The sequence below is a fragment of the Salipaludibacillus sp. CUR1 genome (genome assembly GCF_021028955.1).
Lineage (GTDB): Bacteria > Bacillota > Bacilli > Bacillales > Salisediminibacteriaceae > Salipaludibacillus.
In genome coordinates this window covers 101,032-112,803 of the sequence record NZ_JAIWPE010000018.1, presented here as the reverse complement: position 1 = coordinate 112,803, position 11,772 = coordinate 101,032, and the positions used below count along the sequence as shown (strand labels likewise).

General features: G+C 40.8%; 13 protein-coding genes. 4 read left to right on the top strand and 9 right to left on the bottom strand.

The features are described from left to right. Nucleotides 1-184 (top strand): hypothetical protein (locus K8O68_RS04420; RefSeq protein WP_230895729.1); only part of this gene is annotated, 184 nt, incomplete at its 5' end. On the opposite strand, the gene K8O68_RS04415 is transcribed toward K8O68_RS04420, so the two are convergent. The 3 genes from K8O68_RS04415 to K8O68_RS04405 form a co-directional block, all read right to left on the bottom strand. After that, the gene (locus K8O68_RS04415) at nt 177-971 is read right to left on the bottom strand and encodes a VLRF1 family aeRF1-type release factor (RefSeq protein WP_230895728.1); all 795 of its coding nucleotides are present in this window, start codon (nt 969-971) and stop codon (nt 177-179) included. The two genes, K8O68_RS04420 and K8O68_RS04415, sit on opposite strands and share 8 nt — an antisense overlap. 586 nt (nt 972-1,557) lie before the next feature. Beyond that, nucleotides 1,558-2,001: a hypothetical protein gene (locus K8O68_RS04410; RefSeq protein ID WP_230895727.1), complete on the bottom strand. Its 444-nt coding sequence runs from the start codon at nt 1,999-2,001 to the stop codon at nt 1,558-1,560. Between the two features lie 80 nt (nt 2,002-2,081). Next, nucleotides 2,082-3,053, bottom strand: a complete 972-nt coding sequence (locus K8O68_RS04405; RefSeq protein ID WP_230895726.1) for an MBL fold metallo-hydrolase — start codon at nt 3,051-3,053, stop codon at nt 2,082-2,084. Nucleotides 3,054-3,405: 352 nt separating this feature from the next. On the opposite strand from K8O68_RS04405, the gene K8O68_RS04400 reads away from it, so the two are divergent. Further along, entirely contained in the window at nt 3,406-3,546 is a 141-nt protein-coding gene (locus K8O68_RS04400; RefSeq protein ID WP_230895725.1) for an FbpB family small basic protein, read from the top strand. Between the two features lie 166 nt (nt 3,547-3,712). Here K8O68_RS04400 and K8O68_RS04395 read toward each other — a convergent pair whose 3' ends face one another. After that, a complete protein-coding gene (locus tag K8O68_RS04395; protein ID WP_230895724.1) occupies nt 3,713-4,042 on the bottom strand; it encodes an SCP2 sterol-binding domain-containing protein in 330 nt (109 codons plus the stop codon). Between the two features lie 101 nt (nt 4,043-4,143). Continuing rightward, nucleotides 4,144-4,881, bottom strand: coding sequence for a lysophospholipid acyltransferase family protein (locus tag K8O68_RS04390; RefSeq protein ID WP_230895723.1), 738 nt, complete (start codon nt 4,879-4,881; stop codon nt 4,144-4,146). 378 nt (nt 4,882-5,259) lie between these two features. On the opposite strand from K8O68_RS04390, the gene arsC reads away from it, so the two are divergent. Continuing rightward, a complete protein-coding gene (gene arsC, locus K8O68_RS04385) occupies nt 5,260-5,679 on the top strand; it encodes an arsenate reductase (thioredoxin) (RefSeq protein WP_230895722.1) in 420 nt (139 codons plus the stop codon). Between the two features lie 210 nt (nt 5,680-5,889). Here arsC and K8O68_RS04380 read toward each other — a convergent pair whose 3' ends face one another. From K8O68_RS04380 to K8O68_RS04365, 4 genes are all read right to left on the bottom strand, one after another. Next, a complete protein-coding gene (locus tag K8O68_RS04380) occupies nt 5,890-6,054 on the bottom strand; it encodes a hypothetical protein (RefSeq protein ID WP_230895721.1) in 165 nt (54 codons plus the stop codon). A 140-nt stretch (nt 6,055-6,194) separates the two neighbouring features. Then, a complete protein-coding gene (arsB, locus tag K8O68_RS04375; protein ID WP_230895720.1) occupies nt 6,195-7,277 on the bottom strand; it encodes an ACR3 family arsenite efflux transporter in 1,083 nt (360 codons plus the stop codon). Between the two features lie 177 nt (nt 7,278-7,454). Beyond that, nucleotides 7,455-9,314: an arsenical pump-driving ATPase gene (gene arsA, locus K8O68_RS04370; protein WP_230895719.1), complete on the bottom strand. Its 1,860-nt coding sequence runs from the start codon at nt 9,312-9,314 to the stop codon at nt 7,455-7,457. 750 nt (nt 9,315-10,064) lie between these two features. After that, the gene (locus tag K8O68_RS04365; protein WP_255717005.1) at nt 10,065-11,168 is read right to left on the bottom strand and encodes a 4Fe-4S dicluster domain-containing protein; all 1,104 of its coding nucleotides are present in this window, start codon (nt 11,166-11,168) and stop codon (nt 10,065-10,067) included. 199 nt (nt 11,169-11,367) lie between these two features. On the opposite strand from K8O68_RS04365, the gene K8O68_RS04360 reads away from it, so the two are divergent. Continuing rightward, nucleotides 11,368-11,640, top strand: a complete 273-nt coding sequence (locus K8O68_RS04360) for an acylphosphatase (protein WP_230895717.1) — start codon at nt 11,368-11,370, stop codon at nt 11,638-11,640. Nucleotides 11,641-11,772 lie beyond the last annotated feature (132 nt).

Here is an 11,772-nt window from a genome sequence, read left to right as displayed (position 1 = left end):
TTGTAGAGGATTGGGAACAAGTATTGGTCTCTCCTCTACAATAGGAGCTTTTTTTGTGTTTGTAAACTCAAAATTACATTATATTCCATTCATGCAAGGCTACTGGGACAGACCCCCCAGTTATTTACAATTAAAAAGCCCGATGATAAAAGAGTTCATCATCGGGGCAAGTGTTGTTATTTAAATACTTCCTCAAGTACTTTAGAGGCTTCCGCATTATTTAAGTTTTTGGAAATGGATTCTGCAGGTTTAGTCCTGAGGCTGCTTTCCAGCGAACGGATATTTTCCGTTTCACCTACAAGGTAAATTTCCTGCCAGTCCCAGTCTTTCTTCAGTCTTTCAATGTTTCCGGCCATTTTTTTATAGAACCGGTTGCGGTTCTCAGCAAACCGCTGATCAATCTTGTCTACGTGGCTTGCACCTGAAGCCGTTCTGTCGGAAGAAGCAAGTCCTTCTTTAAAGGTCCACTCTTCACTTCCCGGATCAAATTCATACGTTCTTTCATCATGGATTTCTCCAAGTGACGTATCAAGCACTCTTACTTCATCCAGATTTGGAAGGACCACACCGGAACGCGGATAATGTCTCTGAATCTCTTCAAGCTGATCAAGAACAGGGCCTTCCTCCCAATGGAAACTCGTTTCCACCGGCACTTGCAAATAGTGCACGCTAAACAGATCTTCTTTTTCTGACGCAAAGATCACAACACTTTTTTGGAAGTTTGTTCTGTTGGACTGGATCTCATCATCCACTTTCTTCTTAAGCTTTTTATAACTCTTAATTTCACTTTCGTCTCCAGAAGCATCTAAATACTCCTGAATCCGTTTTAATCCGTTTTTCAGTCTGATTTGCCACTCGCCTTTTTGCTGGTCCTGGTTGGCAGGGTCAGTGTTTAAATATACGGTTAACACACATTTTTCATCGGAACATTTAAAATCTTTTAATTTTTGAACTTCATCTAATAATGCCATGTGTTGTCATTCCTCCTTACGATCGCTTGTATAATTCTGTATCCGAATCAGAGACAATTAAAACTTCTTTTCTTTAAAAATAGAAAATATATGCAGCAAGCATTTGAATAAGCTGCTTTAAAAGAAGGCCGGCTCATGACCGGTCCCGCAGGTCGTGCTGATTAATGGCTAAAAAGATAAGCTGTCTCCTGCCGCTCACCGGGCACTCCGCCATTCCCCCGCAAAAAACCTTCTTCTTTATTTTCAATCTTTAGCCTTTCTTAAAGGGTTAAAATAAGGGGTGATTATAGCGGAAGATGCGAGACTCCTCGGAAATACATTCGTATTTCCTTCGTGCGAAGCTTTTCGCAGGAGCTTATCCAAGTCCTGCGGGAAGAGCGGATTCAGGGGAGACCCCTCAGGCGCTTTGCGCCGAGGAGGCTCCGGAACCGCCCGCGGCTTGTCCTCTGTGAGGAAAAGCGAGCGTCCTGAAGCGAAAATCACCAATAAAATTTAACAGTTTTATAAAGATCTTCACCTTTAACAAAAACCTTCTTAAAAAATGAAAAAACCCCTTTTTAAAAAAGAGGTTTTCCATACTAAACAGTTATTCTTCAAGTTTCTTTTGCCCGGTATCAGGAGGCAGAAGTGACTCAGGGTCAGGGGCCATTGCAGTCTCAGCTTCAATTGTTTCCCTTTCTTCAAACTTACTCTTAAGCCCTTTAATTTCTTCTGTCGAATCCTGTACAGCTTCCAGTAAATCAAATACATGTGCTTTTAAGCTCTTCGACGTCTCCACCAGTTTTTCCACATCATCCGAGGCAGAATCTACAATGGCAGAAATCTTATCGCCAGATGAACGGAGCTGCTGAACCACCGTATCGCGATTTTCATTGATTACCTGAAACCAGTGTTTTGTCTGTGAAGAGGCAGTGCTTACAAAGTCTGTTACTCCCTCACGTGTTTTTTTATTTGATGCGACAAAAATAGACCCTGCTATTACACTTAGAACCGATCCGCTGATAACCCATTTCTTCATCTGTTTTTCCATTTTTCGTGCCTCCATTCAAATGTTGGTTTCCCTGTCTCTTATTATCTTACCAACAAAGTGAAACCTCAAACAAACGTTTTCTAAGCTTTCATGTAATAAATTTCCCCTTCACTCATTTCAGCTTTCACTTCTCCCCGTTCTTCAAGTAAGTCCAAATGTCCTAATGTCTCTGAAAAAGTAAGAGCTGTCTGCTTCCTGTAAATTTCAGGATACATTTTTTGACATAAACTAAATACCTGAATAGGGTCTTCTCCCATTTTGCGTTTAAAGACCTGAGCTTTTTTATCCATTGCATTGATGCGTTCTTCAATTAATTCTTTCGGTTTCCTGATCGTGCGGCCGTGGCCTGAAAAAATTAAAGAGGCATTTTTGCATTTTTTGAGAGCCTCGCGGTATTGCAATAAGGTTTTCGGCCGTTCCGTTTCGTTAAAGTAAGGGGCTTCTATAATCGCATTGGAAGAAATATGTTCGATAAGGTGGTCACCCGCAATCATCGTTCCGTCTTTTTCTTTAATAAGCGATAGATGGCTCTGGGCATGCCCCGGTGTTTCCAATACCCGCCATCCCGGCAGCCCGTCGATTGAATCGCCTTCTTCTAAAATAAAATCTACGGAGGCCGGAGTGGTAAAGTTCATATAATAGTTTTGAGAGCGGTCCATCTCCCGTACCCAGGACTCAGGCACCCCATGTTCCCTGTAAAACCTGTAAAAGAATTGTCTTGTTCTGGAGTAGAACTGTTCATCTTTTTCCAGCCAAGGCTTTAATTTCAGATGCCCTGCTATTTTAGCGTTAGGAAGAAACTCTCCAATCATCCCGATATGGTCGGGATGGTGATGGGTAAGAACGACAAGTTCAATATCTTTAAAACTGAGGTTTAATTCTGCCAGTGCATTTTCCATCTGCTCCCTGGCTTCTGCAGTCTTAGGCCCTGTATCCACTAATGTCAAAGCATCTCCCTTAATTAAATAAGTATTGACAGGGCCTACTAAAAACGGAGTTGGAATCGTCATTTGATAGATTTCTTTAGAACGCTGAATCATTGTCGTTTTCATACTATCCTCCTGTTTTTGTTAAATTACGGCCACAGTGACCGATATAATGAATGGTCGCTCATTCAATTATTATTACTTATTTTACCTTTTTAAAAGGACATATCAAAGCATAAGTAACCCTTGCCCTATACCTCCTGTGAAAAACGCGGTGCTTAAGTTCCTGGAAAAAGCATGGCGAAGTCCGTAAATATACGATTATCAAGAAAATGTTAAGGGTATTTAGAGATAAATAGACTTTTTCCAACAAATTTATCCAAAGTTCGCAAAATTGTAACAAGTTTCACATATGTCGCTAATGTTTTTTATTTATAATGAAATAGAAAGAAAATTTTGATTAAAAGGATGATCATAAATGAGAAAACGCTTCCACAAAAGTTTTGAAGAATTAGTTAAAGAGAATAAGCAGGAAATTATGCAGGATCAGCAAGCTATTATTCAAATTGAGAAAAAGATTGATGAAAAATATAATAGCAGGGATCTTCAAAAAGCCTGAAAGACACTGATCTTTTTATCCATGGCAGCCAAAGACTGCTTGATTCATGACACGCTCCCTGCTGGCGTGTGTGCCTGCCGATCACATGCTTACAAGTTACAAACCTCATACCTTCTTTAAAAAAAGCTGACCCTGCGGAAGAAAAGGATCAGCTTTTTGTATGCAGTTACTGATATTTTTTAATTAACGTGTGAAATTTTAATGCGTGGCCCAGGTCTCCATGAACTTTCAGCTTACCGCTCATATAGGCCATAGTAGGATTTAAATCATCCTGTGCCAGTTTAATAAAATTTTTATCGCTCATCTCCAGAGTCAGACGGGGCTCCCACTCCACATTTTCCTTATACTCTGCCCGCTGGTTTTCAAGCTTCAGCTGGTACTTCCCTTCGTCCTCACCGGATAAATTAAACTGGTACACATACGATAAGCCTTCAATATGGCTGGGATCCTCATTCATTTTGGCAGTTAACTCCTCAAAAGTACTTTTTACTGACATTTTCTACACCCCTTAAAAATGATTGAATGTTCATTCATTTATTTATTATACAATAGTTTAACGATTTTGGGTAAAAGAAAAAACCCTCTAAACAGAGGATTTTACAAAGCCACAGTCTTTTCACTCATGTGACCAGCAATCTGAGCACGTGTTAAGTCAGCTAATTCCTGGTCTGATATGGCCGGGTTCTGCTGATGGATTCGGATAGGTTCCGAAATGGTAACAGTCACATCGGCAGGAGTAATTTTATTTTTGTTCGCCTCCATCATATTATAGGAGCCCTCTATGGTCACTGGAAGTATAGCAACCTTTGATCTCGTGGCCAGTTTAAAGCTTCCTTTTTTAAATTCTCCAACAGGCCCGCCTTTACTTCTGGTTCCTTCAGGAAACACGACAAGATTTTGGCCTTTCTCCAAGGCTTCAGCGCCAGCCAAAATAGATTTAACTGCCTGTCTCCGGTTTGTCCGATCCATAAAAATACATCCCATATAAGTCATCCATGAACTGATCATGGGTATTTTTTTCACTTCAACCTTAGAAATAAATCCGATATTCAAACCAAGATATCCGAGGAGCACAGGAATATCGAAATTTCCCTGATGATTACTTACGATCAGGACAGGTTCATCATCCGATATCCATTCCTGCCCCCTCACATGAATCCTTCCGCCTGCCAGTTTCACTAATCTTCTAGCCCAGTTTGACGATTTTTTAAGTATAAAAGCGTCCAGTTCTTCTGTTTTCCCTCTATTTTTAAGGTATCTTGCTTTCAGTAAAGCAGGTGAGACGACTATTAAATAAATAAAAAAGTAAATAAACCAAATTCCTGTTCTAAGCATGCTGATCATCCATTTCTGTCCATTTATATTTTTATATTATAGCAGAAAACAGAGACGTCTGAGGAGTACAAATCAACGGTTATGTGTCTTCCTCCCCACAGAAAACGATAAGATTTGACAGTTTCCTCAACAACATGTGCTTATTTAATTAAGTCATTTTTTATAAAACTGCAGCTGAATTGTTGGTAATAATGTTAATATCTCTTCGTTATTAACCTTTGTATAAACATTGACTTATATAAAAAACTAATTATATAATAAAGTGAGAATTTCAGACTCACATTAGGTAAACCTTAAGTGTTCTGCTTTGGCTGAAACAGCAGGTTTGTCTGTAATCACACACGAACTAATTAAACTAATTTTAAAGGAGTTTTTATCATGGCAAAACCTATCATCTATTTTCTATGCACAGGGAATTCATGCAGGAGCCAAATGGCTGAAGCTTTTGGGAAGAAGTACCTTAAAGACAAATATGAAGTGTATTCTGCCGGCATCGAAGCACACGGTGTGAACCCTAAAGCAGTTAAGGCAATGAATGAAGTTGGAATAGATATTCAGGATCAGACTTCAGATACAATCGACCAGGAATTGCTTCAAGAAGCCAGTCTCGTAGTAACATTATGCGGGCACGCCAATGATGTTTGCCCGGCGACGCCTCCTAATAAAGAACGCGTCCACTGGGGTTTTGATGATCCAGCTAAAGCAGAAGGCTCAGAGGAAGAAAAGTGGGCAGTCTTCCAACGCGTACGTGATGAGATTGGCCAGCGAATCCAAACCTTTGCAGAGACAGGAAAATAAGTCATACCTGTTACAAGTCACAGTTGTTAAATGACTGTGGAGGTGCAAGGACTGCCCGGCAGTTTGATCACCAAAAAAGCGGGTATCAATTTTTAAAGCAAATAAAGGAATTTAAATAACCTGCAGTCATTTTTATTCAATGACTGCAGGTTTTTTATTTGAATATTTCATGGCTGAATTGTCTTCTCGACCATATAAATATTCTGCTGCTCACATGTGAATTAAACCTTCAATACTTAATCCTTGTTGCTTCCCACGTTTCTTATAATATATTTTAACGTATTCTGCTTCCTTTACAATATCCGGTTCGACAGCCACGAGGATACCGTTTACCTGTTGCAAGTGATCAGTCTCACGCGGTTCATCCAGAACCACTCCTAAACGTTTACCTCCTCAGCCGGAGGCTTCTTTGTATATACGGAGGGCGTGGGTATCGTGTTTCTTCATCATACTGAGCAAAAAATTCTTCGCACTATCACTGATAAACATGACATCCCCCTCTCCCTTAATTATAATCAGTTATTCTTAACTAAGCTGCTTTCAGGGAACCATTCTCTCGTATTATTAGCAATCCGTACTAAAAACAGCATAAGAGGAACTTCAACAAGCACACCTACGACAGTAACTAACGTTGCTCCCGAATTTAATCCGAAAAGTGCTATGGAAGCTGCTACAGCAAGCTCGAAGAAATTACTTGTACCGATCATAGCGGCTGGTGCAGCGACACTATGCTCAATCCGCCATTTCTTAGCCCAGAAATAAGCAATAACAAAAATAAATAGCGTTTGAATAACTAAAGGAACAGCAATTAACCCGATGTGGAATGGATTTTGCAGAATGACTTCACCCTGGAAAGAGAAGATAATAATTAATGTCAGTAGTAAACCGGCAATCGTAAATTTACCCGCTGCTTTAAGATAGACATTTTCAAACCATTCCAGACCTTTCCGCTTAATAAGGACCACCCTGGAAATGTATCCTGCAGCTAAAGGAATAATGATGAATAATAGGATTGATAAGAAAATGGTATCAAAAGGAACTATGACATTATTCATTCTTAACAATACCATGACAATCGGCCCGTACGCGAAAATTAAAATCAAATTATTCACCGAGACTTGGACCAAAGTATATCCGGCGTTCCCTTTTGTTAAGTAACTCCAAACAAAAACCATTGCGGTACATGGGGCTGCACCGAGTAACACGGCCCCTGCAATATATTCAGTCGCAAGAGCTTCCGGTATAAACGGTGAAAACACAAACCGGAAAAACACCCAGGCAAAGAAAAACATCGTGAAAGGCTTAATTAGCCAGTTTACTACAAGGGTCACCGCCAGCCCTTTAGGTTTACGGCCGGCATTTACGATACTTGAAAAATCAATCTGTGCCATCATCGGGTAAATCATAAGCCAGATGAGAATAGCAACCGGAATAGACACTTGTGCATATTCGAATTGGCTCAACGTTTCAGGCACGGCCGGGATAAACTGTCCGACCGCTACTCCGATAATGATACACAAGGCCACCCAGACAGATAAATATCTTTCGAAAAAACCTATGCCGCCTTTACTGTCTTGTTGGTCCACTTCTTTACTCATATATAACTTCCTCCCTGAACTTTGCCTGATTTAATCTATTTTTTTGAAAGTATTTTAAAAATCAGTGGCCTGGAATTATTTAACAACTAAAACATCAACTGATGATCTTCTAACGATATTTTGGATACACTGCCTAAAAAGGTTCTGCTGACTTCAACACTATTTCTCACTCATGTATTATTGCCCTGCCATTAGTTTAAGTTTCTCCAGTCCAATCATCTGATCAGACTGCCAAGGGACAATTACTGTCTGAGGTGATAACTCATTTTTCACCTTTTCAATCCATTGCTGCTCTGCAAAAGACCGGCCTTTTAAAACAGGGTCTGTCGTTTCAGTGGCCTGAAAACTCTGGTTGATGATCCACCAGGCTGGTTTAATCCCAGCGCGAAGCAAGTCATTCTGCAGCCGGCTTGCCTCAAAGACCGGTGTCGCTTCTGGTAAAGTAACAAGTGAAATGAATGTTTGATCTGGGTCCCTTAGCCGAGGGAGCAGCTTATTTACGGATTCAGGCATATCCCCTGACGACCGCTCCACTTCGCGGTGATAAGACTCTGCCGCGTCAAGAAGCAGTAAAGTATGGCCTGTAGGGGCCGTATCAATTACTACAAATGCATCCTGCGCCTGGTCAACAACTTCAGCGAACGCGCGAAAAACAGCGATTTCTTCTGTACACGGAGACTCTAAATCTTCTTTAATATACGCCAGTTCATCCTCAGTTAAATCATCGCTGACCTTGGAAAGCACCTGTTTTTTATAATTTTCCACCTCTGTTTTCGGATCGACTTTACTCACGTTTAACGATCCTTCAAACGACTCCTCGTTTAATACATGGGTTAAATGGGCCGCAGGGTCAGTGGTCGTTAAATGAACAGTGTGCCCCCTCTCTGCCAGACCGACAGCAACAGCGGCAGCAATGGTAGTTTTTCCAACACCGCCTTTGCCCATCGTCATAAACACGCCATGTTTTCTCGGTTCCATGTCATCCAGGATTGCTTTAATAGATGGAAGATCGTGTGAGGCTTTAACAGCTTTCAAGTCATTAGTGTATACCGGCTCTGTTTCGAAAAAATTCCTTAGAGCATCAAGCCCGGTTAAATTAAATGGGACTAACGGTAAAAAATACGTCGCCATGTGTTTAAAAGCAGCAGGGATATTTTTTAATGCAGCCTGCTGTTTCGCTTCGAGCTTAACAGCCACTTCGTCATCTGACTGGCGATTAAAAACGCCATTAATTACAAGTGACTGGTTAGTAATACCGATTTCAGCTAATTCACTGCCTGCCCGCTCCGCTTCTGCCAGTGAAGATTGATCCGGCCGTGACACTAATACGAGGACAGTTTCTTCGTCGTTAGAAAGAGCTTCTACCGTCTTGGCATATAATGCTTTCTTTTCTTCCAATCCTGCGAGCGGACCTAGACATGACGCGCCATTCTCGTTACCCTCCAGAAAATCACTCCACGCTGTCGGCAGCTGGAGAAGTCTTAACGTATGGCCTGTGGGGGCTGTATCAAATATAATATGGTCAAACTGGTTCGTCGTTTCTTGGTCAGCCAGTAAATTTGTAAACTCGTCAAAAGCTGCTATTTCCACGGTGCATGCGCCGGAAAGCTGCTCTTCCATATTTCTCACAACTGATTCTGGAAGCTTGCCTTTGTATGGCCCTATCATTTTTTCCCTGTACTGTCTTGCGGCTTCTTCGGGATCCAGGTTTGCAGCAAATAAATTTGGGACCGAGCTCACAGGAGAGGGGTCATTCCTTAAATCCATGCCGAACACATCCTGCAGATTTGATGCGGGGTCGGTGCTTACAATTAATACTTTTTTTCCTGAGTCAGCTAAAGCAACAGCTGTTGCACAAGCTGTTGAAGTCTTTCCGACACCGCCTTTTCCGGTAAAAAATAAGTGGCGGGTGGTTGAGATGTCGCTTGGAGAAAGTCTTTCATAGAAAACGCTCCTTTTATACTTAATAACGTCATGATATATTTTGTATAGTTTAGTGTTTAAAGCCCTTTTTAATCTATACGTTAAAGCGAGCATACGAACTTCTGCTGAATTTATTTTTAATATGTACAATGCGGAACAACATAACGTATCCATTATATAACCTAATAGTTATATAATCAATGGTTTATATACTGAGACAAAACTAAAGACAAGTTTGTAAAGGACGAACAATAATTTTTATCAGACATCTTATAAGGTGAGTTAATTTTAGTTTTACGAATTATTAAATAGCCTCTGGTTTTTTGATTGAAGGACAGAAGGCGGCGACGCCACAGGGGTTAAGGCTGAAGATCCAATTCAACGAAGCTCCCGGCTGAGTTGATTTTAGCTCATCCTGTAGAAAAACGCACCCGCTAAATACTTTTTTTCCGGTGAACGAAGACGAGGACACCTGGAGGATTTGCGAAGTCTGAAAATCCACTTTCCTGAAAATGTCCTTCGGGAAAATTAGTTGAAGACAAGCCCTCGGGTAAAGAAAACACAGCGAACTTCCACACGGATGTGGTGACTTCGGCGTTTTCACAGGACGTGAAGGGGTTAGCCGAAGATCCCTGCAACGATGTTGCACTTATGCCTGTGGTGTAAGCCTTCGCCAAGAGTGAACCGGCAGATTAAAACGACAAGCCCCTGGGCAAGCGTCCGCCTGGCGGACTGAAATCACTGCCATTACTATTTATCAGAGTCAATTTTTTATTAAGTACAAAAGCGAAAAACCGAACAAAAATCATAAGATTTGTTCGGCTTTCTTTATGGTTACTATTCTTTTGTCGCAGCCTTTTCTTATTACCAGTCAGAAAGAAGAGACTCCCTTTTATCTTTTCTCCTCTGACACTCTTCACACAATGCCTCTTCCGTGTGTTTCGAAGATCCGCATTTAGGACATTCATCTAATAGCATCGTTTTTAGTGTCGTTTTGTTTAATAGATCTGATAATTGACTTACAGGATGTTTTTGAATGGACGGGCAGGCTTTTTCACAAATATCGCAATTTACGCACCGGCCCGCTTCAAACTCAAGCACTTTTAAACTGTCTTTTTCAACTACTTTTAAGGCACCGGCAGGACAGAGACTCGAACAGGTCTGACAGATGTTACAGTCGCCTTTTACATTTATTCCGGTAAGATTAAGCTTGTCAGAGAGCGTTTTTGCATTTGCCATATTCATTTTTAGAAGTTCCTGATTTTTTTTAAGATATGCAATCGCATACTGCCTCTTTTGGGTTGGAGCGATTTTCTCTTTTAAATCTATGACTTCTTTATAAGAATCAAGGATTAAATCTCCAATTTGGCTTTTTGTCTGCTGGGAAGTCATCTTGAATAACTCCCTGCGGTTATAGGTCCTGTTGGCGCCGCTCTTCTCTTCCTTATTAGTGACTAAAGGAACCTTCGGTGATTCCGTCTGTTCATTCCACTCGGCAAGCCATTTCAACCCTTCTTCAGGCTCCCATGCTGCCTCACAGCTTTTGCATTGCTTATAGTCGCAGTATACTTCACACTTTTTCTCATAAAGTGCACTGATCATTAAATGCTCAGGAGACAGGGACTTTAAACAGGGGAAGGTCACATCCTCTTCATCGTTTGAACTTTGAATTGTACAAGCAAACGTCACTGCTTCTTTTTGTGAGATTCTGTTATCATATTTGTCCATCATTTCTGCTTCAAAATATAAAGCTTCTGTTGGGCAGGTGTGTACACATTGCCCGCAGCTGCGGCAACGGTCCTCTTCCATCTCAACTTTTCCATTTACAAGTGATAATGCGTCATAGGGACAGACTTTTATACATTTATCACAGTCACTGAATTTATATCGATTTCGCAAACATTTTTTTTCGTTAATGCGGAGGGAGGACCTCTCCTTAACCCGCTTATACAGAAATTGTCGCCACATACCCTCACCCCCCAGTCTTGAACAGTCATTGCTTATATTTATTATAACTTTTATAAAACCATAGTAACTGCTGGAGATTTGAATATATTTTGGAGTTTTTAATAAACGAACGTGAATCGTTCATTAATATAAAGGTGTGAGAGACTTTAGCTTAGGGAAAAAAGAAAATAGAATAACGTATTTAGAGGAGGCAGTTAAGATGAAAAGATTTCATATCATTGCAGAAGGAAGAGTCCAAGGTGTCGGATTCCGCTTTCAGGCGCAATTAAATGCCCAGGAACGAAACCTTACCGGCTGGGTCAAAAATAAACTGGATGGCTCTGTGGAAATGGAAGTTCAGGGGAATGAGGATGAGATTGACTCGTTTATCTCCTCCCTTAAAAATCTCCGTTTTCCTGTGAAAATCGAAAACCTTCAGACTGAAGAAATTGAAACAGCAGAAAACGAAAAGGAATTTTCCGTTAAAGGATAAGCTCAATTTTTTGGACTTTTACAGTCGCAGAAATTATTAGATCACCTGTTAGGGGTATAAGACGGAGTCGGATACTTAGTCACAGGACACAATGCCGGAAGATTCGGCTGAGACTATTTTGTGGTTCCTTAC

What these genes read in the sequence shown, in the direction of transcription:
- K8O68_RS04415 (WP_230895728.1), bottom strand. Translation starts at nt 971, where the DNA reads ATGGCATTATTAGATGAAGTTCAAAAATTAAAAGATTTTAAATGTTCC.
- K8O68_RS04410 (WP_230895727.1), bottom strand. Translation starts at nt 2,001, where the DNA reads ATGGAAAAACAGATGAAGAAATGGGTTATCAGCGGATCGGTTCTAAGT.
- K8O68_RS04405 (WP_230895726.1), bottom strand. Translation starts at nt 3,053, where the DNA reads ATGAAAACGACAATGATTCAGCGTTCTAAAGAAATCTATCAAATGACG.
- K8O68_RS04400 (WP_230895725.1), top strand. Translation starts at nt 3,406, where the DNA reads ATGAGAAAACGCTTCCACAAAAGTTTTGAAGAATTAGTTAAAGAGAAT.
- K8O68_RS04395 (WP_230895724.1), bottom strand. Translation starts at nt 4,042, where the DNA reads ATGTCAGTAAAAAGTACTTTTGAGGAGTTAACTGCCAAAATGAATGAG.
- K8O68_RS04390 (WP_230895723.1), bottom strand. Translation starts at nt 4,881, where the DNA reads ATGCTTAGAACAGGAATTTGGTTTATTTACTTTTTTATTTATTTAATA.
- arsC (WP_230895722.1), top strand. Translation starts at nt 5,260, where the DNA reads ATGGCAAAACCTATCATCTATTTTCTATGCACAGGGAATTCATGCAGG.
- arsB (WP_230895720.1), bottom strand. Translation starts at nt 7,277, where the DNA reads ATGAGTAAAGAAGTGGACCAACAAGACAGTAAAGGCGGCATAGGTTTT.
- arsA (WP_230895719.1), bottom strand. Translation starts at nt 9,314, where the DNA reads ATGCTCGCTTTAACGTATAGATTAAAAAGGGCTTTAAACACTAAACTA.
- K8O68_RS04365 (WP_255717005.1), bottom strand. Translation starts at nt 11,168, where the DNA reads ATGTGGCGACAATTTCTGTATAAGCGGGTTAAGGAGAGGTCCTCCCTC.
- K8O68_RS04360 (WP_230895717.1), top strand. Translation starts at nt 11,368, where the DNA reads ATGAAAAGATTTCATATCATTGCAGAAGGAAGAGTCCAAGGTGTCGGA.